This window comes from Enterobacter sp. KBR-315C3_2022, from assembly GCF_041399425.1.
Lineage (GTDB): Bacteria > Pseudomonadota > Gammaproteobacteria > Enterobacterales > Enterobacteriaceae > Enterobacter.
This window is the reverse complement of record NZ_JBGKEB010000003.1, coordinates 264,646-284,959: the sequence shown is the minus strand read 5'-3', so window position 1 is coordinate 284,959 and position 20,314 is coordinate 264,646. Positions and strand designations below refer to the sequence as shown.

At 58.6% G+C, this 20,314-nt stretch carries 16 protein-coding genes; 10 read left to right on the top strand and 6 right to left on the bottom strand.

From position 1 onward, the window contains the following. Nucleotides 1-30 precede the first annotated feature (30 nt). Nucleotides 31-534 (bottom strand): DNA starvation/stationary phase protection protein Dps, encoded by a 504-nt coding sequence (dps, locus tag AB8804_RS05760; protein ID WP_371184047.1) that lies wholly within the window; start codon nucleotides 532-534, stop codon nucleotides 31-33. Nucleotides 535-837: 303 nt separating this feature from the next. Continuing rightward, nucleotides 838-1,725, bottom strand: a complete 888-nt coding sequence (gene rhtA / locus AB8804_RS05755; protein WP_371184045.1) for a threonine/homoserine exporter RhtA — start codon at nucleotides 1,723-1,725, stop codon at nucleotides 838-840. A 354-nt stretch (nucleotides 1,726-2,079) separates the two neighbouring features. Here rhtA and ompX point away from each other — a divergent pair, with 354 nt between their 5' ends. Then, entirely contained in the window at nucleotides 2,080-2,598 is a 519-nt protein-coding gene (ompX, locus tag AB8804_RS05750) for an outer membrane protein OmpX (protein WP_112011395.1), read from the top strand. Nucleotides 2,599-2,691: 93 nt separating this feature from the next. On the opposite strand, the gene AB8804_RS05745 is transcribed toward ompX, so the two are convergent. Both AB8804_RS05745 and mntS read right to left on the bottom strand, forming a co-directional pair. Further along, on the bottom strand, nucleotides 2,692-4,275 hold the full coding sequence (locus tag AB8804_RS05745; protein WP_371184043.1) for a phosphoethanolamine transferase: 1,584 nt from the start codon (nucleotides 4,273-4,275) through the stop codon (nucleotides 2,692-2,694). A gap of 279 nt (nucleotides 4,276-4,554) precedes the next feature. Then, entirely contained in the window at nucleotides 4,555-4,683 is a 129-nt protein-coding gene (gene mntS, locus AB8804_RS05740; protein WP_371184041.1) for a manganase accumulation protein MntS, read from the bottom strand. Between the two features lie 183 nt (nucleotides 4,684-4,866). Here mntS and mntR point away from each other — a divergent pair, with 183 nt between their 5' ends. From mntR to AB8804_RS05700, 8 genes are all read left to right on the top strand, one after another. Then, entirely contained in the window at nucleotides 4,867-5,340 is a 474-nt protein-coding gene (mntR, locus tag AB8804_RS05735) for a manganese-binding transcriptional regulator MntR (RefSeq protein WP_371184039.1), read from the top strand. After that, nucleotides 5,337-6,446 carry an anion transporter gene (locus AB8804_RS05730; RefSeq protein WP_371184036.1) on the top strand — a complete coding sequence of 370 codons (1,110 nt, stop codon included), beginning with the start codon at nucleotides 5,337-5,339 and terminating at the stop codon, nucleotides 6,444-6,446. Before mntR ends, AB8804_RS05730 begins: the two co-directional genes overlap by 4 nt. A gap of 100 nt (nucleotides 6,447-6,546) precedes the next feature. Further along, entirely contained in the window at nucleotides 6,547-7,641 is a 1,095-nt protein-coding gene (locus tag AB8804_RS05725) for an HlyD family secretion protein (protein WP_371184034.1), read from the top strand. Next, complete coding sequence (locus tag AB8804_RS05720) at nucleotides 7,638-9,209, top strand: DHA2 family efflux MFS transporter permease subunit (protein WP_371184032.1); 1,572 nt, start codon at nucleotides 7,638-7,640, stop codon at nucleotides 9,207-9,209. Before AB8804_RS05725 ends, AB8804_RS05720 begins: the two co-directional genes overlap by 4 nt. Further along, on the top strand, nucleotides 9,209-10,732 hold the full coding sequence (locus AB8804_RS05715) for an efflux transporter outer membrane subunit (protein WP_371184030.1): 1,524 nt from the start codon (nucleotides 9,209-9,211) through the stop codon (nucleotides 10,730-10,732). The genes AB8804_RS05720 and AB8804_RS05715 overlap by 1 nt, the downstream gene beginning before the upstream one ends. 250 nt (nucleotides 10,733-10,982) lie before the next feature. Continuing rightward, nucleotides 10,983-12,359: a glycoside hydrolase family 1 protein gene (locus AB8804_RS05710; RefSeq protein WP_371184028.1), complete on the top strand. Its 1,377-nt coding sequence runs from the start codon at nucleotides 10,983-10,985 to the stop codon at nucleotides 12,357-12,359. A gap of 50 nt (nucleotides 12,360-12,409) precedes the next feature. Then, the gene (locus AB8804_RS05705) at nucleotides 12,410-13,732 is read left to right on the top strand and encodes a PTS sugar transporter subunit IIC (protein WP_371184026.1); all 1,323 of its coding nucleotides are present in this window, start codon (nucleotides 12,410-12,412) and stop codon (nucleotides 13,730-13,732) included. Between the two features lie 16 nt (nucleotides 13,733-13,748). Further along, nucleotides 13,749-14,465, top strand: a complete 717-nt coding sequence (locus AB8804_RS05700) for a GntR family transcriptional regulator (RefSeq protein WP_371184024.1) — start codon at nucleotides 13,749-13,751, stop codon at nucleotides 14,463-14,465. 646 nt (nucleotides 14,466-15,111) lie between these two features. Here the strand turns inward: AB8804_RS05700 and ldtB are convergent. Then, a complete protein-coding gene (gene ldtB, locus AB8804_RS05695; protein ID WP_371184022.1) occupies nucleotides 15,112-16,032 on the bottom strand; it encodes a L,D-transpeptidase in 921 nt (306 codons plus the stop codon). 222 nt (nucleotides 16,033-16,254) lie between these two features. Between ldtB and AB8804_RS05690 the strand changes: the two genes are divergently transcribed. Next, nucleotides 16,255-17,850, top strand: a complete 1,596-nt coding sequence (locus AB8804_RS05690) for an ABC-F family ATPase (protein ID WP_371184020.1) — start codon at nucleotides 16,255-16,257, stop codon at nucleotides 17,848-17,850. Between the two features lie 89 nt (nucleotides 17,851-17,939). Here the strand turns inward: AB8804_RS05690 and AB8804_RS05685 are convergent, their stop codons facing one another. Beyond that, on the bottom strand, nucleotides 17,940-20,303 hold the full coding sequence (locus tag AB8804_RS05685) for a TIM-barrel domain-containing protein (RefSeq protein ID WP_371184018.1): 2,364 nt from the start codon (nucleotides 20,301-20,303) through the stop codon (nucleotides 17,940-17,942). Nucleotides 20,304-20,314 lie beyond the last annotated feature (11 nt).

Here is a 20,314-nt window from a genome sequence, read left to right as displayed (position 1 = left end):
CGGCGAGGGTTGGTCACTAATCCAAAAGGATTATTCGATGTTGGATTCAATGAACCACAGGAACTGATCCAGATCGCGAGACGCTGCGGTGAAGATATCCGCGGTGTCTTCGTCTTTCGCTTCGCCGATGGCTTTACGCACGTCGTTTGCCACAACGGCATAGCGATCCGCCAGCTCTTTCAGGTGGTCCTGAACGGTATGAATATCCAGCGGGTAGCTTTTCAGCGCCGTTTTGCTGTTGATCACCTGCGTGGTACCCAGCGCAACGCCGCCAAGCTGTACGGCGCGTTCTGCCATGGTATCAAGGTGGGTAACCAGTGCCGTGCGGAAGCCATCCAGCATTTCATGAACGGCAATAAAGTTTGCACCGCGCATATTCCAGTGGGCCTGTTTGGTGATCAGCGACAGATCGATGAACTGGATCACCTGGCGATTCAGCAGCTCAATGGTTGCTTTCTTATCGCTATCCGATACATCGTTACGGGTATAAAGCAGATTAGACGCTTTTGTTTTCACCAGTTTAGCGGTACTCATAATCTCATATCCTCTTGATGTTTTGTGTCCCAGGTAATTACGGGATTAAGTATAGCAGCTGATTTTTATCCTGCGGCTTGGCTCTGCCTATCGGTTTAATAGCGAGAATGCGGTTGAATCTGTAAGGCATTGAAAATAGTCAGGTTAGTTAAATTTGATGCAGATCAATCTTAATTCCTATTCAGACATACTCTACGGTGGAAATAGGACGGAAATATGACAATCAGGCAGGGGAATTATGTCGTGGGAAGGGGAGTGGCCATATTCCGCATGGCGCTATAACCATGCGGAAAAAAGGCTGCATTAATTGATATCGACTTTCTGGATTTTTGGCTCCGGGCGCACGGTGAGCGTCGATCCCATTGAGGCGGCAATAATTGAGCACAGTGCCAGCGTTTGGGTCAGCGTGAGGGTTTCGCCGAGGAAGACCATGCCGGAGATGGCGGCAAGCGCGGGCTCCATGCTCATTAGCGTGCCGAAAATGCGCGTAGGCAGGCGCGTCAGGGCAATCATCTCCAGCGAGTAGGGAAGCGCCGTTGACAGCACGGCGACCGCCAGGCCAACGGGCAGGATGGACCACTGCCAGATGGATTCCGTAGCCTGTGCCATACCGATTGGCACAAAGACGATCGCCGCAATTAAGGACCCCAGCGCCACCGTCGCCGGACCGTGCTCTTCACCCGCACGCTGCCCGGTGAGAATGTAGACTGCCCAGCAGGCGCCGGCGCCCAGGGCCAGCGCGGCGCCGGTGAGATCGATATGCGAAACGTTCTGACCCAGCGGCAGCAGGAACCACAGGCCCAGCACCGCCAGCACCACCCAGATAAAGTCTACCGGACGGCGGGAGGAGAAAAGCGCCACCGCCAGCGGGCCGGTAAATTCCAGCGCAACGGCAATCCCGAGCGGGATGGTCTGGATCGAGAGATAGAACATGTAGTTCATTGCGCCCAGGGACAGCCCGTAAAAAAGCAGGGGTAAACGCTGTTCCTTTTTAAAGCGCAGGCGCCAGGGCTTAAAGATGACGACCAGGATAAGGGTTCCCAGGGCGATACGCAGCGCCGTTACGCCCGGCGCACCGATCAGCGGAAAGAGGGATTTGGCGAGCGATGCGCCACTCTGGATGGAGATCATTGCGATCAATATTACGGCAACCGGTAGCAAGACCGATGACGTGCGGGAGAGCCCGGGCATCCTTTCTCCTGTCAATTTATGTCAAATGAGGTAAAAGTCGCAGTGTAATGGAAATATGCTGCTGCGGTTGAGGGATTGTTGAAAAAAAACCTGCTTAACTCTATAAAATGGTGAAGGATTGCTGGATTTTTCGCCAAACAGATTAGGAATAATCTGGATGAATGTTTCAGCACAGACGCGCAGTATTGGCGTTTTGTTGTGAAAATTTCATTTTAATTTAACAGGATAGCTATGAATGGAAACGTTCTGTTACAGGAAAGCATCCGTTAGACATCACGAATCTGAAAGAGTTTCACAATATTTTTTGATATATTTAAAACTTACGGACTTACTAGTATCACATTTGAGGTGGTTATGAAAAAAATTGCATGTCTTTCAGCACTGGCCGCTGTTCTGGCTGTTTCCGCAGGTACCGCTGTAGCTGCTACTTCTACTGTAACCGGTGGTTACGCTCAGAGCGATATGCAGGGCGTGATGAACAAAGCTAGCGGTTTCAACCTGAAGTACCGCTACGAGCAGGATAACAACCCACTGGGCGTTATCGGTTCTTTCACCTACACCGAAAAAGATCGTTCTGAAGATGGCGCTTATAACAAAGGTCAGTACTACGGTATCACCGCTGGTCCTGCTTACCGCCTGAACGACTGGGCAAGCATCTACGGTGTTGTAGGTGTTGGCTACGGTAAATTCCAGCAGACCGAAAACGAATCTGCTAACCGTACTGCTAGCAACAGCGACTACGGCTTCTCCTACGGTGCGGGCCTGCAGTTCAACCCGTATGAAAACGTTGCTCTGGACTTCTCCTATGAGCAGAGCCGTATCCGCAACGTTGACGTTGGCACCTGGATCGCGGGCGTAGGTTACCGCTTCTAATCACTTCGGTGAGCCAGTATAAAAAATCCGCCCATTGAGGCGGATTTTTTTTATCTTAGTTTTCGCCCCGCAGGGGAGAGGGCATCAGGCCGCTTACTTACTCTTAATATCGAAGATATCCGTCCCTAAGTGGTTGTAGTCAACTTTCTGTAACTTAAAGTTGGTAACGTACACTGGGGGAGCCTTCTTGTTAGAGATAAACGGATACGCATTTTTTATCTCTTTCGCTGAAATCCCCGTCCACTGCGAGAAGAAGGTCAGAAAATCGTTCGCCGAACGGCGCGCTTTAATGATGCGATGCGTTTTGTCGTCGCTGGACAGCACCATGAACGGCACCTGGAAGTTCTGCTGGAATCTGTCGTCGTGCGCCAGATACTGCACCGCTTTGCCGCGCTCCTTGAAGGCCAGCCCGTGGTCGGAGAAATAGACCATCGAGAAGGTGTCGCCCGTGTTGCGCAGCTGCGCGTAGAGTTTCGCGAGCAGGTCGTCGGTTTGCGTCATGGTGTACAGGTAGCAGGACGTCTCCTTTGACTGCACAAATTCGGCGTATTTCCCCTGGGTGCGGTCGCACGCCTGCGGGTGTGAGCCCATCAGATGCAGGACGATCAGCTGTGGCTGGGTGCGCTGGGTGGCAAACACCTGCGCCGTCATCTTCAGCAGGGCTTCATCCTGCGTGTTTTTATCCGCTTCGAAATCGCCGCTTTTCAAAAACTGAACTTCGTCCGCCCGCTTCGCAATGCTGGCAATCGCCGTATCGTATTCGCCGATCTGCCCCTGGTTGGAAAACCACCAGGTCTGGAATCCCGCGCGGTTGGCCAGGGTAACAAAGTTATCTTGGTACTGCGGCTTTTCGTCCACCACGCGGTTGAGCGTCAGGCCCAGCGACTTCTGCGTCGAGCCGCTGGCCGCCACGTAGTCGGTAAACAGCGTGCCGTTTACCGAGCTGGCAAACGGCGTGTTATCCCAGTGGCCGCCGAACGCCCCCAGCGCGTCGCGACGCGCGCTTTCACCGATTACCACCACGTAGGTGTGGTACTTCGGCTTCACCGCCAGCACGTTCCAGGTGTCTTTCATTGTGGAAAGCTCGGCCATCCGCGCCTGCTCGTCGAGCACTTCCTCGTTATTGACCACCACGTCTTTCACAAAGCGAAACACCGGATAGCCCGTGTCCTTGAGCTTGAACACGCCGCCACAGGCCAGGTTTTGCACCGGCGCAACGAAGAAGGTTGCCACGCTAACCGCCAGGCACAGGCTTTCCAGTTTGCCCCACGCCTTTTTCTCCTCCGGCCTGCGGCGAACCGCAATCACGCCGAGGGCGAAAATGAACAGGCCGACAACGTAGCTGTACCACGGGAAGATCGTCAGGATCTCCGTGGACTCTTCCATATTGGTGGAGTGCAGCGCCAGCAGGGTATTAAAGTTCGGCGAGCCGTAGGCCTGGCCAAACGGGAAATAGAGCGCCGCAATCAGCGAGCAGATCCCCAGCAGAATTTTCTGCGCGCGCGGCGCGGTTCGCCACAGCAGATGGAGGATGCAGGTAAACGCGACGGCATAGAGCAGGCTGAACGGGTAGCCAAGGGCAAAGTTAATCAGCAGCGATTGCAGAAAGTAAAATCCCGTCCACGGGCTTAAGGCCCGGCTGCGGGTAACAAGCGTATCTTTAAGGGTTAAATTCATAGGTCACTATCATGAAAACGCCATGTGCTCACCCTGGCGCCAAGGGTCAAAGCCTGCCTGACAGTGCGTGGAAAGGGAATTGGGGTCCGCTTCAGCGAGCCGCAAATTGTGCAGGGCTGCAAGAAGATAGTGCGAGCGCGAAATAAGGTCAACAGTTGTTAAACGGATGTTTTGCGAGGGGGGCTGCAAATCCGTAAAAAAGATCGGGTATTAGGTGGCCAGGGGCCAGAATACGGGGGGATTGTGACAAAAAAGTGAAGCGGCGTACCGCGACGCCGCTTAGTGGGAAGGTTTATCGTCCTGGTGCGGTTTGTTGCTAAACATATCGCACAGCATGTTCAACAGCAGCAACCGTACCTTAAAGGGAGAGTGGGTAAACACGTTCATACACCTCTTAAATTCATTCATATGGCCTCCTGATTTCCGATCCCTTCGATCCGTGAAGGGTGACTGCATTACATACAGATATAGCACAGGCTATATTGTATAGCTATGGCTAATTCGTTAATTTTTTGTGCTTGTGGAGCTATGGTTTACAATGTGCGCTCCGTTACAGGGCGCTGGAAGCGTCACCCCCATTGAGGAAGCACAATGAACCGTCGCGCAGGTAAGCCAACAACAAAAAAAACGACGCAACTGGTGAACGTTGAAGAGCATGTAGAAGGGTTCCGCCAGGTTCGCGAGGCGCACCGCCGCGAGCTGATTGATGACTACGTAGAGCTGATTTCCGATTTGATTCGCGAAGTGGGCGAGGCGCGTCAGGTCGATATGGCCGCCCGACTGGGCGTATCCCAGCCAACGGTTGCCAAGATGTTAAAAAGACTGGCATCCGTGGGCCTGATCGAAATGATCCCCTGGCGCGGCGTATTCCTGACGCCGGAAGGGGAAAAGCTGGCGCAGGAGAGCCGCGAGCGCCACCAGATCGTCGAAAACTTTCTGCTGGTGCTGGGCGTCAGCCCGGAGATTGCCCGCCGCGATGCGGAAGGGATGGAGCATCACGTCAGCGAAGAGACGCTGGTGAGGTTCCATGAGTTTACGCTCAAGTACGGTTCTTCCGCTGAATGAACATCCCCGGGCTGCGGGCGCTGGCGCGCGATCGTTTCTTCCATCTTTTATTACTCATTGGCGCAGGGCTTAGCCTGTTCGTCCCCTTTGCGCCGCGCGCCTGGCCCGCGGCCATTGACTGGCGCACCATCATCACCCTGAGCGGGCTGATGATGCTGACCAAGGGCGTGGAGCTGAGCGGCTATTTTGACGTGCTGGGGCGCAAAATGGTTCGCCGCTTTGCCACCGAGCGCAGGCTGGCGCTGTTTATGGTCTTTTCCGCGGCGCTGCTCTCCACGTTTCTGACGAACGACGTGGCGCTGTTCATCGTGGTGCCGCTGACGCTCACGCTGCGCAAGCTGTGTGAAATTCCGGTTACCCGGCTGATTATCTTTGAAGCCCTGGCGGTCAACGCCGGATCGCTGCTTACGCCCATCGGCAATCCGCAAAACATCCTCCTGTGGGGCCGCTCCGGGCTGTCGTTTGCGGCCTTTACCTGGCAGATGGCGCCGCTGGCGCTGGTGATGATGGCGTCGCTGCTGGCGGTGTGCTGGTTCGCGTTTCCGGATAAAAAGCTTCAGTACCACAGTGGAGCGGCAGGCCCGCAGTGGCAGCCGCTGCTGGTCTGGAGCTGCCTCGGCCTTTATATCGTTTTCCTGATCGCGCTGGAAATGAAGCTTGAGCTGGTGGGCGCGCTGCTGGTCGCCGCCGGGTTTTTAGCCCTGGCGCGGCGCGTGCTGGTGAGCGTGGACTGGACGCTGCTGCTGGTATTTATGGCGATGTTCATCGACGTGCATCTGCTGATCCAGCTTCCCGTTCTGCAGCACGTGCTGCACAGCGTCACCGGGCTGTCCCAGCCGGGGCTGTGGCTCACGGCCATCGGCCTGTCCCAGTTCATCAGCAACGTGCCGTCGACCATTTTGCTGCTCAACTATGTTCCCCCCACCGCGCTGCTGGCCTGGGCGGTCAACATCGGCGGCTTTGGCCTGCTCCCCGGCTCGCTGGCAAACCTGATTGCCCTGCGCATGGCGAACGATCGCCGCATCTGGTGGCGCTTCCACCTGTGGTCGATTCCGATGCTCGTCTGGGCGGCGGCGATCGGATTCGGACTATTCCTTCTCATATAGTGCGTTATTTGTCAGTTTTTCCTGGCAAATGTATAGCAGCGTCCTAGCTTTAGTGAACGGCATAGTGTGATGCCGCTCACTGACAGGACCGTTGCTGACCATGGCTGAAGAACAGAATCCGCCTGCTGATGAGCAGGAAAAAAACAATAATGAGCGCAAGCGCCCCGGCAAAAAACCGTTAATTATCCTCGGCATCGTGGTTGTGGTGATGGTTATCGTGGCGCTGGTCTGGTGGTTTTTAACCCGTAACGAAGAGACCACCGACGATGCCTTTACCGACGGCGACGTGGTGACCATTGCCCCCAAAACGGCGGGCTACGTCACCGAGCTGCGCGTAAGGGACAACCAGCGCGTGAAAAAGGGCGACGTGCTGGTGACGATCGACCCGCGCGACACCACCGCGCAGCGCGACCAGGCGCAGGCCCAGCTTGGGCTGGCGATTGCCCAGCTCCACCAGGCGCAGGCCCAGCTGGCGCTTTCGAAGGTGCAATATCCCGCCCAGCGCGACGAAGCCAAAGCCCAGGTGCTGAAGGCGCAGGCCGACATGGCCAACGCCCAGGCGGAGTATCGCCGCCAGCGCGGCGTTGATCCGCGCGCGACCACGCAGCAAAGCATCGATTCTGCCAACGCCCAGCTGCGCAGCGCCCAGGCAGGCCTTGCCAGCGCGCAGGCGCAGCTGGAAGTGGCGGAGCAGGTTCAGCTGCAAATTCGCCAGCAGGAAACCAACGTTGAGGCCCGCGAACAGCAGGTGGAGCAGGCGAAAGCCCAGCTGGAAACGGCCAATCTTAACCTCTCGTACACCGAGGTCCGCGCCCCGTTCGATGGCTATGTGACCAAACGCAACGTTCAGCCGGGCACGCTGGTGCAGGCGGGAACGGCGCTGTTTTCACTGGTCTCCCCGAACGTCTGGGTAGTGGCCAACTTCAAGGAATCGCAGCTCGAGCGCATGAAGCCGGGCGATAAGGTCAGCGTGTCGGTCGACGCGTGGCCGGACATGGCGCTTGAGGGCCATATCGACAGCATCCAGCAGGGCAGCGGTTCGCGCTTCTCCGCGTTCCCGTCGGAAAACGCCACCGGTAACTTCGTCAAAATCGTTCAGCGCGTGCCGGTGAAAATCGTCATTGATAAAGGGCTGGATCCGAACAGACCGCTGCCGCTGGGGCTGTCGGTTGAGCCGAAGGTGACGGTGGAATGACGGACCATAGCCACGATAACTGGAAGCCCGCCAGCAACCCGTGGGCGGTGGCGATTGTGGTCACGCTGGCGGTGTTTATGGAAATTCTCGACACCACCATCGTTAACGTGGCGCTGCCGCACGTGGCGGGCTCGCTTTCGGCCAGCTACGACGAATCCACCTGGGTGTTGACCAGCTACCTTGTCGCAAACGGCATCGTGCTGCCGATCTCTGCCTTCCTGAGCCGGCTGTTTGGCCGCAAGCAGTTCTTCCTGATCTGCATCGTGATGTTCACTATCTGCTCGTTCCTGTGCGGCATCGCCACCGAGCTGTGGCAAATCATCCTCTTCCGCATCATGCAGGGCTTTTTCGGCGGCGGGCTACAGCCTACCCAGCAGTCGGTGCTGCTCGACTACTTCAAGCCGGAGGACCGGGGCAAGGCCTTTGGCCTCTCGTCGATTGCCATTATCGTGGCGCCGGTGCTCGGGCCAACGCTGGGCGGCTGGATCACCGATAACTACTCCTGGCGCTGGGTGTTCTTCATCAATATTCCGGTGGGGATTGTGACGGTGCTGGCGATCTACCACCTGCTGGAAGATCCGCCGTGGGAGAGCAAGTCGAAAGAGAAGCTCTCCGTCGACTGGACCGGGATCGGTCTGATCGCCCTCGGGCTGGGCTGCCTGCAGGTGATGCTCGACCGTGGGGAGGATGAGGACTGGTTTAACTCTAACTTCACCCGTACCTTCGCGGTGTTAACGCTGATCGGCATTATCGGCGCGATCTACTGGCTTCTTTACGCCAAAAAGCCGGTGGTGGATCTGCACTGTATGAAGGATAAAAACTTTGCGGTCTCGAGCCTGCTGATGGCCGGGATGGCGATGATCCTGTACGGCAGCTCGGTGGTGATCCCGCAGCTGGCGCAGCAGGATTTGGGCTACACGGCCACGTGGTCCGGGCTGGTGCTGTCGCCCGGCGCGGTGCTGATCGTGCTGACCATCCCGCTGGTGCTGAAGCTGATGCCCATCGTGCAGACGCGCTGGATCATCGCTTTCGGCTTTACCTGCCTGGCGGCGTCGTTCTTCTGGTCGCGCACGCTGACGCCGGATATCGACTTCGAAACGCTGGTCCTGTTCCGCAGCGCCCAGTCGATCGGGCTCGGGTTCCTGTTTGTGCCGCTCACCACCATTGCCTTTATCTCGATTCCGAGGCGGCTCAACGCCGACGCCGCGGCGCTGTTTACCATGTTTCGCAACGTGGCGGGTTCGATTGGCATTTCGCTCTCCACGGCGGCGATCACCGAGCGCTCTCAGGCGCACAGCGCGCATCTGGCGTATCACGCCTCGCCGTTTAACGAGCAGTTCCAGCTGGCGATCCGCGAAAGCGCCCAGGCCATTCAGAACTTCACCACTCAGGTCGGCGACCCTACGGGTATCGCCACCGGGCGCATGTACCAGACCATGATCGAGCAGTCGCGCTTTCTGGCCTACATCGACGTCTTCACCATCCTGAGCGCCGTGGCCTTTTTACTGATTCCGTTTTGTTTGTTGCTCTCGCCGGTTAAGAGCGAGGGGAGTGCAGGAGCACACTGATGATACACAGACGTTTACACCCTCTGATGATAATGATGCTGCTGGTGGGCTGCGCGGTCGGGCCGGACTACCAGCAGCCCGCGCCGCAGGCGCCTGCCCGCTGGAACGACCCGGCGGATAGCGGCGTGAAGTCGAAAACATCGACCGCCGCCACCAACCCGCGCTGGTGGCAAACCTTCGGCTCGCCGCAGCTCGACAGCCTGATTGAGCGCGCCATCGCCGGGAACTTATCCCTGCAGCAGACGGTGCTGCGCATCGCCGGGGCGCGCGAGCAGATTAACCAGGCCGGGGGCGCGTTTTACCCGTCGGTAAACGGCAACCTGCAGGCCACGCGCCAGCAGCTCGGGCTGGAAGGGGAGCTCAAGTCCCACGGCGTCTATGACCAGATTGATGGCGTTGACCCCAGCCTGAAGGGGGCGCTAGGCCCGCTGACCCAGCCGATTAACCTCTACCAGGGCAGCTTTGACGCCCAGTGGGAAATCGACCTGTGGGGCAAGGTGCGCCGCCAGGTTGAGGCCGCTGAGGCGCAGCAGAAAGCGGCGATTGAGCAGCGCAACGACGCGCTGGTGTCGCTGGAAGCGGAGGTGGCGCGCGCCTGGCTGCAGCTGCGCGGCGCCCAGAGCATCATCGCCACGCTCAACACCCAGATTGAGAGCGCGCAGCAGACGCTGGACCTCACGGAAAGCCGCCAGCGCGGCGGGCTGTCGCCGCAGATGGACGTGGAAAACGCCCGGGCGCAGCTGGGCAATCTTGAGGCGCAGCTGCCGCAGTATCAGGCGCAGGAGCGGCAGGCGATGAACGGCCTGGCGATCCTGCTCGGCAAGCCGCCGGGCGCGCTGGACGCGGAGCTGCGCTCGGCCCAGCCGATGCCCGCGCTGCCGGATATCGTGCAGACGGGCATTCCGTCTACGCTGGCGCGCCGCCGCCCGGACGTGCGCGAGGCGGAGGCAAATCTCCACGCCGCCACGGCGCAGATCGGCGTGTCGGTGGCGCAGCTGTTCCCGAGCTTTACCCTTTCCGGGCAGTTTGGCCTGCGCAACAGCGAAACCAACTGGCTGACCGACTGGAGCAGCCATTTCTACAGCTTCGGGCCGCAGGTTTCGATCCCCATTTTCCAGGGCGGACGGCTGGTCTCCAGCGTGAAGGTAGCGCGGGCGCAGCAGGGCGCGGCGGTGCTGGACTATCGTCAGACGGTGCTCACCGCGCTGGGCGACGTGGAGAACGCGCTCGTCAGCTACCGCACCGACCAGCAGCGCGAGGCGGGGCTGGCGAAAACCATCGACGCGCTGCAAAACGCGTTTGACTTAGCGAGCGACAGCTACCGGCAGGGGATCGCCAGCTTTATCGATGTGCTCGACGCCCAGCGCCAGCTGGCGCAGGCCCAGCAGCAGCGCGCCCAGGCGCAGGTGCAGAGTTCGCTCGATCTGGTGGCGCTCTACAAGGCGCTCGGCGGCGGCTGGGAGCCGTATCAGCAGGTGCAATTGCCGGACTACAAGGTCTTTGGCGACGCGCCGCGGGGATAATCTGTTAACGGCGATAACACTGGCCGGTTTTGCGTAGCAAATCCGGCCTTTTTTGGGCGCGAAGTGAATATTTTGACCGGGCAAATTTAAGCATTTTTTAGCCAATATCAGGTTATAAGCCTCGACAACAGTCGGGGCTTTTTATTTCTATCAACCTCACAAAAAACGATCACGATCTTTGCCTGAATTTTAATCTTTGGGTATATGACTAGTCATATCATTTAAATGACTAGTCATATAGGGAGCGACCATGAAGCAATCACTGCCAGCCAACTTTTTATGGGGCAACTCCGTTTCCAGCATGCAGACGGAAGGGGCGTGGAACGAGGGCGGGAAGGGGATGTCGGTTTACGACATTCGCGAAGCCGGGGAAAACATTTCCGACTGGAAAGTGGCGACCGACTCCTACCACCGCTACCGGGAAGATTTCGACCTGATGCAGGATCTGGGCATGAACTGCTACCGCTTCCAGATCTCCTGGAGCCGCGTCTGCCCGCAGGGCGACGGCGCGTTTAACGACGAAGGCATCGCCTTTTACGACCGCTTTATCGACGACCTGATCGCCCGCGGCATTGAGCCGATGATCTGCCTCTACCACTTTGATATGCCGCTGGCGCTGGCGCAGGAGTACAACGGCTTTAACGATCGCCGGGTGATGGAGGCCTTCATCCGCTACGGCAAAAAGATGATCGACTGCTTCGGCGACCGGGTGAAGTACTGGCTGACGTTCAACGAGCAGAACATTTTCCACATGCCGATAGCGTTTCGCATTTCCGGCTATATGAAAGGGGAGGAGACCCTGCGCGAGCTGTATGAACTACAGCACCACACGATGGTGGCGCACATGGCGCTGACCGAGTATCTCCACCAGACCAAACCGGGCCAGCTGATGGGCGGGATGCTGGCGCACCAGCTGATCTACCCGGCCACCTGTAAACCGCGCGATATCTTCTGCGCCCAGCAGTACGATGAATTCCTCAACCAGAACCTTCTGCGCGTCTTTGCCGGTCAGGGCTACAGCCCGGCGGTGATGGCCGTTGTGGAGCAGGAAGGTTTTGGCGATATCTACCGCGCCGAGGATCTGGCGCTGTTCGCCCGCACCAAAAACGACTTTATGGCCTTTAGCTACTACGCCAGCAAAACGCTGGACAGCGACGCCATCCCGGAAGGCACGCCGGTGAACTATTACCTGCTGCACGGCGACAAAAACAACCCGTACCTGCAGGCCACCGAGTGGAACTGGCAGATTGACCCGCTGGGCTTTCGCACCATCATCACCCGCTACGCCAACGACTGGCGCATGCCGGTGTTCCCGATTGAAAACGGCATCGGCGTGATTGAGTCCTGGGACGGCATCAATCCGATTGAAGACGATTACCGCATCGACTACCACCGCGCGCACATCGAGGCCATGAAGGCGGCGATGTTCGAAGACGGCGCAGAGGTGATGGGCTACCTCGGCTGGGGCTTGATCGACATCCTTAGCTCGCAGGGCGACATGCGCAAGCGCTACGGCGTGGTGTATGTGAACCGCGAAAACCACGACCTGAAAGACCTCAAGCGCGTGCCGAAGAAAAGCTACGCGTGGTTAAAACAGGTTATCCATACCAACGGACGCGAGATGTAAGCCGTACTCTGCCGGGCCGTTTTTGTGACTGATTGATGGGAATATCCGCTATGTCTGAAGCAAAAATTACACCTGCGATGCAGTCCTTTGTCGACAGATTTGTTGAGCTTTCCGCGCGCCTGGCAAACCAGGTGCACCTTCGCTCCCTGCGCGACGCCTTCGCCACGGTTATGCCGATTTTTATCCTCGCCGGGCTCGCGGTGCTGGTAAATAACGTGGTGTTTCCCTGGGTTCTGCACGGCGACGCGCTCGCGCAGTTTAAGGTCTGGGGCGATGCGATTATCAACGGCACGCTGAACATCGCCGCGCTGCTGCTGGCGCCGATGATTGCCTGGTCGCTGGCGCGCAACAAAGATTTCGACAATCCGGTCTCGGCAGTGGTTATCGCCGTCAGCAGCTTTATCATCATGATGCCCATGCAGCTGCAGCTGACGCCCGTGGGAGGCCAGAGCGCGGTCAGCGTCACCCAGGTGCTGTCGTTTGGCAATATCGGCAGCACGGGGATTTTCGCCGGGGTGCTGATTGGCCTGCTGTCGACGGAGATCTTTATCGCCATCTCGCGGCTGAAGGCGCTGCACATTTCGCTTGGCGAGAACGTGCCGCCGGCGGTGAGCAAATCGTTCACCGCGCTGATCCCAACGATCATCACGCTCTCGCTATTCGCCGTGCTGGCGGCGGTGCTGGCCAACGTGCTGCATACGGATCTGATCCACCTGATCACCACGTTTATTCAGCAGCCGCTGCGGCTGATCAACACCAGCCTGCCGGGCACGATTTTTATCTACAGCTTTGGCAATTTCCTGTTCACGCTGGGGATCCACCAGTCGGTGGTGAACAGCGTGATTCTGGAACCGTTCCTGCTGATCAATACCAACGAGAACATGCTGGCGTTTGCCAACGGCCAGCCGATCCCGCACATCATCAACAACATCTTCGTGCCGACGTTTGGCATGGTGGGCGGGACGGGCAGCACCATTTCGCTGCTGCTCGCCATCTTCATCTTCTCGCGCCAGCAGTCGGCGAAGCAGGTCGCGCGGCTGTCGCTGGCGCCCGGACTGTTCAACATCAACGAGCCGGTGATTTTCGGCCTGCCGATCGTGTTCAACCTGCCGCTGATGATCCCGTTCGTGCTGCTGCCCGCCATCGGCATCTGGTTTGCCTGGCTGTGTACAACCCTCGGGCTAATGTCGCGCTGCGTGGTGATGATCCCGTGGACCACGCCGCCTATCCTTAGCGCCTGGCTGGCGACGGCGGGAGACTGGCGGGCGGTGGTAGTGCAGTTGGCAATCATCGTATTTGGTGTATTCTTCTACCTGCCTTTCCTCAAGATTGCCGAGCGAGTGGCTTTGAAAAACAGTGAGATAGCGAACTAACCATAAGGAAAGGGCGATGGCGGCGAAGTACATCACCATAGCGCGGGAAATCAAGAAACGCATTATCAGCCAGCAGTATGCCGCCAACGAACCGCTGCCGGACCAGTTTGCGCTGGCGGCGGAGTTCAGCACCAGCCGGATGACCATCCAGCAGGCGATGCGCCAGCTGATCGTCGAAGGGCTGGTCTATACCCGCCAGGGGCAGGGGACCTTTATCCGCAAAAACTTTCTCCAGCTCTCGCAGTGGGATCTCTCCGGCAGCGACTACTTCGGCGCCACCAAAACCTGGGCGCATCTGGGCACGGTTACCAGCCAGGTCGTCCACTTCGAACTCCGTTTCCCCAACGAGAAAGAGCAGGCCTCGCTGATGATCAACGCCGATGCGCCGATCTACGACTTTATCCGCCTGCGCCTGCTGAACGGCGAGCCGATGTCGCTGGATTCCACGGTGATGCCGCTGAACCTGGTGCCGGGGCTGAACAAGAGCCACCTTGAAAGCTCGGTGTTCCAATACGTGCAGGAGACGCTGGGGCTAAAAATTATGGGCTCGTATCGGGTGGTGCGGGCGCTAAAGCCGAACGCGCTGGACATGCAGCACCTGGTCTGCGAGCAGACCGACCCGGTGCTTGAGGTGGAGCAGGTGATTTATCTTGAGGACGGCACGCCGCTGGAGTACGCGCACTGCCACTATCGCTACGACCACGGCGGGATCGTGATCGTGAATAACGGATAAAAAAAGCGGGGCCTAAAGGCCTAATGTCATTCAGCGAACCGACAAAAAGGTACTTTGTTATTTCGGTGGCATTGTTCCGTTCACTCTAACTGTCCTGCTACCTGGTCAATTCTCTGCGGTGAACGTGCTAAGGGGGCTGCCGCCGCCCCCTTAGCAATCCCGGCTCCCGGCAGAGAAAATCGCCGCTTCGCGGTGCCCTCAGCTTATTCCTTCCGGCTATCGGGTCGGGCACCAGCCTGCATCCATGCAGGCTATGCCCTCGCCGCGCATCCCTGCGCGTCGCCCCGGCCTTCAGGAAACGCTTCGGCGATTTTCAGCCGGACTCTGGCTCCCTCAACCTTTTATGCGGCCTGAATGTGGCACCGCCGTTGAGTCCCGCAGAAATCGGCGAACCGGAGACCGGATGACAAGGGCTGGACGCCATGGATGGCGGCCAGAGGCGAAACGAGACAGGACGTCGAGTCGAGCCGACCGCAGGGAGACGGTCGGGAGGTGAGCGCAGTGCGAAGCACCGATTTCATGGCGGGCCGCGGGGATTGACAAGGGGGCCGCGGTGGCCCCCTTGTCACGTTCACGGGTAATGAACGTGTTATGTTCTGCGGATATTGAGGTGAACGGAACGCTCCACCGCATTTTACTGACGCGATTAATTCAAACGCACCGGCATACCGGAACGGTTCTGAACCGCCTGGTCAACAATCGTCGTCTCGACGTCAGCCTGAGAGGTCACGGCCTGCACCGCGCTGTTCAGCGTCACCGGCACGATTTCGTTGTTGTTGATCTGGTCTTCGCTGGTGGACAGCGGGTTGTGCACTTCAATGTAGCGGCTACCGTCCGGTTCAGAGGTCGCTTTCACCGGTTCATTGATGAACTGCACGCGCGTACCGACCGGCACGTTGTCGAACAGGAACTTGATGTCTTCGTTGCGCAGACGCACGCAGCCGTGGCTGACGCGCAGGCCGATGCCGAAGTTGGCGTTGGTGCCGTGGATAGCGTACAGACGGCCAATGTACAGCGCGTACAGGCCCATCGGGTTGTCCGGGCCAGCAGGAACTACCGCTGGCAGCGGCTCGCCCGCCGCGATGTATTCCGCGTGCATTTTGGCCGTTGGCGTCCAGGTTGGGCCCGCTTTCTTACGCTCAACTTTGGTGGTCCAGTTCAGCGGGGTATCTTTACCCAGCTGGCCGATACCGATTGGCAGCACGATCACGGTGTTGGTGCCTTTCGGGTAGTAGTACAGGCGCATTTCAGCGCTGTTGATCACGATACCTTCATGAACGGTATCCGGCAGGATCAGCTGCTGAGGGATATTCAGCACGGTCCCCGCTTTAGGCAGGTACGGGTCAACGCCCGGGTTCGCTTCCAGCATGTTGGACAGGCCGAGCTGATACTGCGCGGCAAAATACTCCAGCGGCTGGGTGTTGCCTTCCGGCACCGTCACCACTTGGTTTTCACCTACCAGACGGCTTCCGTCTGTCGGCAGAGGATACGTTACCGCAGAAGCGGTTTTGCAAAAACCTACTACGGCTAACGCCGCCGCAAAAAGCGTTGTTAATTTCATGTTCATGTTATGCGAGGTATCTTTGCCACTCTGGCGGTTAGTTGAGAAGTCTGAATCTGTGATGGGAGCGCATTATATGTGCATTCCTGCCCACAGGGAATTCAGATGTGTACGAAATCACATTTTTTTCGAATTTGTTAAAGTTTAGTGGATGGCTGCAACACGGGATCTCATTTCGGAATTGTGGCATAATGCCGCGTTTATCACACTTTTCGCAGGAATCTCCCCGTGTTAGTTACCAGCAACGTCACTATGCAGTTTGGCAGTAAGCCGCTGTTCGAAAACATTTCCGTCAAATTTGGCGGCGGCAACCGTTACGGCCTGATTGGCGCCAACGGTAGCGGTAAATCCACCTTTATGAAAATCCTCGGCGGCGACCTGGAGCCGACGCTCGGCAACGTGTCGCTCGATCCTAACGAGCGCATCGGTAAGCTGCGTCAGGATCAGTTCGCCTTTGAAGAGTTCACCGTGCTCGACACCGTGATCATGGGGCACGGCGAGCTGTGGGAAGTGAAGCAGGAGCGCGATCGCATCTACGCGCTGGCTGAAATGAGCGAAGAGGACGGCTACAAGGTTGCCGACCTGGAAACGCAGTACGGCGAAATGGACGGTTACTCTGCGGAAGCGCGTGCGGGCGAGCTGCTGCTGGGCGTGGGCATTCCGGTTGAACAGCACTACGGGCCAATGAGCGAAGTAGCGCCGGGCTGGAAGCTGCGCGTTTTGCTGGCGCAGGCGCTGTTCTCGAACCCGGACATTCTGCTGCTCGATGAACCGACGAACAACCTGGACATCGACACCATCCGCTGGCTGGAGCAGACGCTGAACGACCGCGACAGCACCATGATCATCATCTCGCACGACCGTCACTTCCTGAACATGGTCTGTACGCACATGGCGGATCTGGACTACGGCGAGCTGCGCGTGTATCCGGGCAACTACGACGAATACATGACGGCGGCGACCCAGGCGCGCGAGCGTCTGCTGGCCGACAACGCCAAGAAAAAGGCGCAGATCGCGGACCTGCAGTCCTTCGTCAGCCGCTTTAGCGCCAACGCCTCTAAATCGCGCCAGGCGACCTCTCGCGCCCGCCAGATTGACAAAATCAAGCTGGACGAAGTTAAGGCCTCCAGCCGTCAGAACCCGTTCATCCGCTTCGAGCAGGACAAGAAGCTGTTCCGTAACGCGCTGGAAGTGGAAGCCTTATCTAAAGGCTTTGAAAGCGGCCCGCTGTTTAAAAACTTTAACCTGCTGCTGGAAGTGGGCGAGAAGATTGCCATCCTCGGCGCGAACGGCGTGGGTAAATCGACCATGCTGAAAACGCTGGTCGGTGAACTGCAGCCGGACACCGGTACCGTTAAGTGGTCCGAGAACGCGCAGATTGGCTACTACGCGCAGGACCACGAGTACGAGTTTGAAAACGATCTGACCGTTTTCGACTGGATGAGCCAGTGGAAGCAGGAAGGCGACGACGAGCAGGCGGTGCGCAGCATTCTGGGCCGTCTGCTGTTCAGCCAGGACGACATTAAAAAGCCCGCGAAAGTGCTCTCCGGTGGTGAAAAAGGCCGCATGCTGTTCGGCAAGCTGATGATGGAAAAACCGAATATCCTGGTGATGGATGAACCCACAAACCACCTGGATATGGAATCTATCGAATCGCTGAACATGGCGCTGGAGATGTACCAGGGCACGCTGATCTTCGTTTCTCATGACCGTGAGTTCGTGAGCTCGCTGGCGACCCGCGTGATTGAAATTACGCCAGAGCGCGTGGTGGACTTCACCGGTAACTACGAAGATTACCTGCGTAGCAAAGGTATCGAGATTTAAAAAAACCGGGTGGCGGCTTCGCCTTACCCGGCCTACGTTCTGTTCCCTCTCCTCGTGGGAGAGGGTTAGGGTGAGGGTATCAGGCCGCACTACACCACCCACTCATCTCCTTCAACTCCGTTTACCAGCAGCTTACGTGTTTCCCCCGCCGGTAACGACACCTTCAGCGTTTTCCATGCCGGACGATAGTCGCCGCGCGCGTTCACCTTCAGGTTGATGGTTGCGCCGTCGCACGCCATTTCCCACGCTACCCACAGCGCGTTGCCGTGCTGGTAGCCCCAGCTCTCGCCGTCGTCTTCAAACAGCAGGCCGGACGTGGTGCCGACCCCTTTCACCGGGAACAGCTTCAGCTCGCGGGTATCGTCTTTTTCAGCGCTCACGTGCGTAATGCGCTCGCTCAGCGGCAGGCCCGCACCGGCGCGCACCAGCAGCGGCAGCTTTTCCAGCGGCGCGTCGCGCGTAATCCACTGGCCGCCGGAGAACCACTCGTGGGTGTAAAAATCGTACCAGCCGGTTTCGTTATCCGGCAGCCAGACGCGGCGCTCGCGCTGCCCGGCTTCAACGACGCTCGCCACCAGCAGGTCGCGGCCCAGCTGGAAATCATCGCACTCTTCAAACGTCTGCGCGTCGTGCTCGTGGTCGAGGAAGGTCGGGCGCAGCATCGGCTCGTCGTCGGCGTGCGCCTGCCAGAGCAGGGTATACAGATACGGCAGCAGGCGGTAGCGCAGCTCGATCGCGCCGCGAATGGCAGGCGTCACGCCGGGATACATCCACGGCTCGTTCACGGTGCAATCATCGTTCCACGAGTGAATGGTAAAGCGCGGATGCATCACGCCGTTCTGCACCCAGCGGACGAACAGCTCGGCGTCCGGCTTATCGCCAGAGAAGCCGCCGACGTCGTGCCCGACGTTGAACAGGCCGGACAGGCTCATCCCCAGCCCCATGCGGGTGTTGTAGCGCAGCGTCTCCCAGCTGGTGCGGTTATCGCCGCTCCAGGTCTGAACGTAGCGCTGCATCCCCGCGCAGCCGGAGCGGGAGATCAGGTACGGACGCTTCTCCGGCGCAAAGCGCTGCTGCGCTTCCAGCGAGGCGCGCATCATCAGCAGCGGCATCACCGGGCGAATGTGCTTGATGGCGATCTCCTGGCCGAAGCCGAAGCAGCGCGCTTCGCCGTCCCACACCTCAAACTCGTTGTTGTCGTTCCAGGTGGAATCGATGCCCATCTCCAGCAGCTGCGTGGTGACGCCTTCCTGCCACCAGGCGATGGTCTGCGGGTTGGTAAAGTCGAGATTCGAGCCTTCGTCGTCCCAGAAGCTGGAGCGCTCCGGCGCATCGGTTTCTGAATCACGGATGAACAACCCTTTTTCCGCCACCTCGACATAGCGCGGGTGATCCTGCAGCAGGCACGGCTTGATGTTGGCGGCAAGCTTCAGCCCTGCGTCGTGGAAGGCCTGGCTCATCACCTTCGGCTGCGGCACCTTGTCGTAGTTCCAGTTGAAGACGTAGCGCTTGCCGTTGATCGAGGTATAGCCGGAAGAGAGCTGGAACGAGTCGCACGGGATGGCGTGCTCTTCGCACAGGCGGATGAAGTTCATCAGCTGGTTTTGCGCGTCCGGCGCGTCGGTGTAGTGCATGGTCGAGCCGCTGTAGCCCAGGCTCCACTTCGGCCCGAACAGCGTTTTCCCGGTCAGGCGAACGAAGGCCTTGGTGACGTCCAGCGCGCGCCTGCCGGTAAAGATGTAGTAATCGATGTCGCCCGCTTCCGCCTGCCAGCGGCGGTAGGCGGTGTGGTAGTTGTCGATTTCGTTGCCGAGGTCCAGCCAGCAGCTGCTGAGGTTGTCGTAAAACAGGCCGTAGCTCACGTCGTCGCGGCGGGTGAGGGTGAACGGAATATGCTTGTAGAGCGGATCGGTGCTGGCGGCGTTGTAGCCCATCGCGTCGAGGTTACGCATCTCGTAGCGTTTGCCGTTGCGCTGCAGGTCGCCCGCTTTTTCGCCCAGGCCGTAAAAACGCTCGTCCTTACGGCGGCTCAGGTAGTGCGCCACGCCGTCGCCGTGGGCGTTCAGCAGGTACGCGCTGGTCGGGCGATCGTTCACCAGCGGCTGCCACTCGCCCGCGTCATTGCGGTAGTGCCACTCCAGCCACAGCGGCTGGTGGACGGTAACGCGCAGGTTTTCGGTTTCCACCCTCAGCACGCCGTCGCGCTGCGTCAGCGTCCAGGCGGGGCAGGTGAAGCCGCTCAGATCGTCGCGGCGGCGGCCTTCCCACGGCACGTCCTTATCCGGCGCGATGCTCCAGGTGCGGTCCAGCGCCAGCTCGCCCCTGCGCTTGATCAGCACGCGGAACAGGTTCTCTTCCAGCACGTACAGGCACAGGCGGTGGTGGTTATCGACCAGCAGCTCAAGATGGTTTGCCGACTGCTTATCAACGGTCCAGTTTTTCAAGGTTTTCATAGGTTATACAT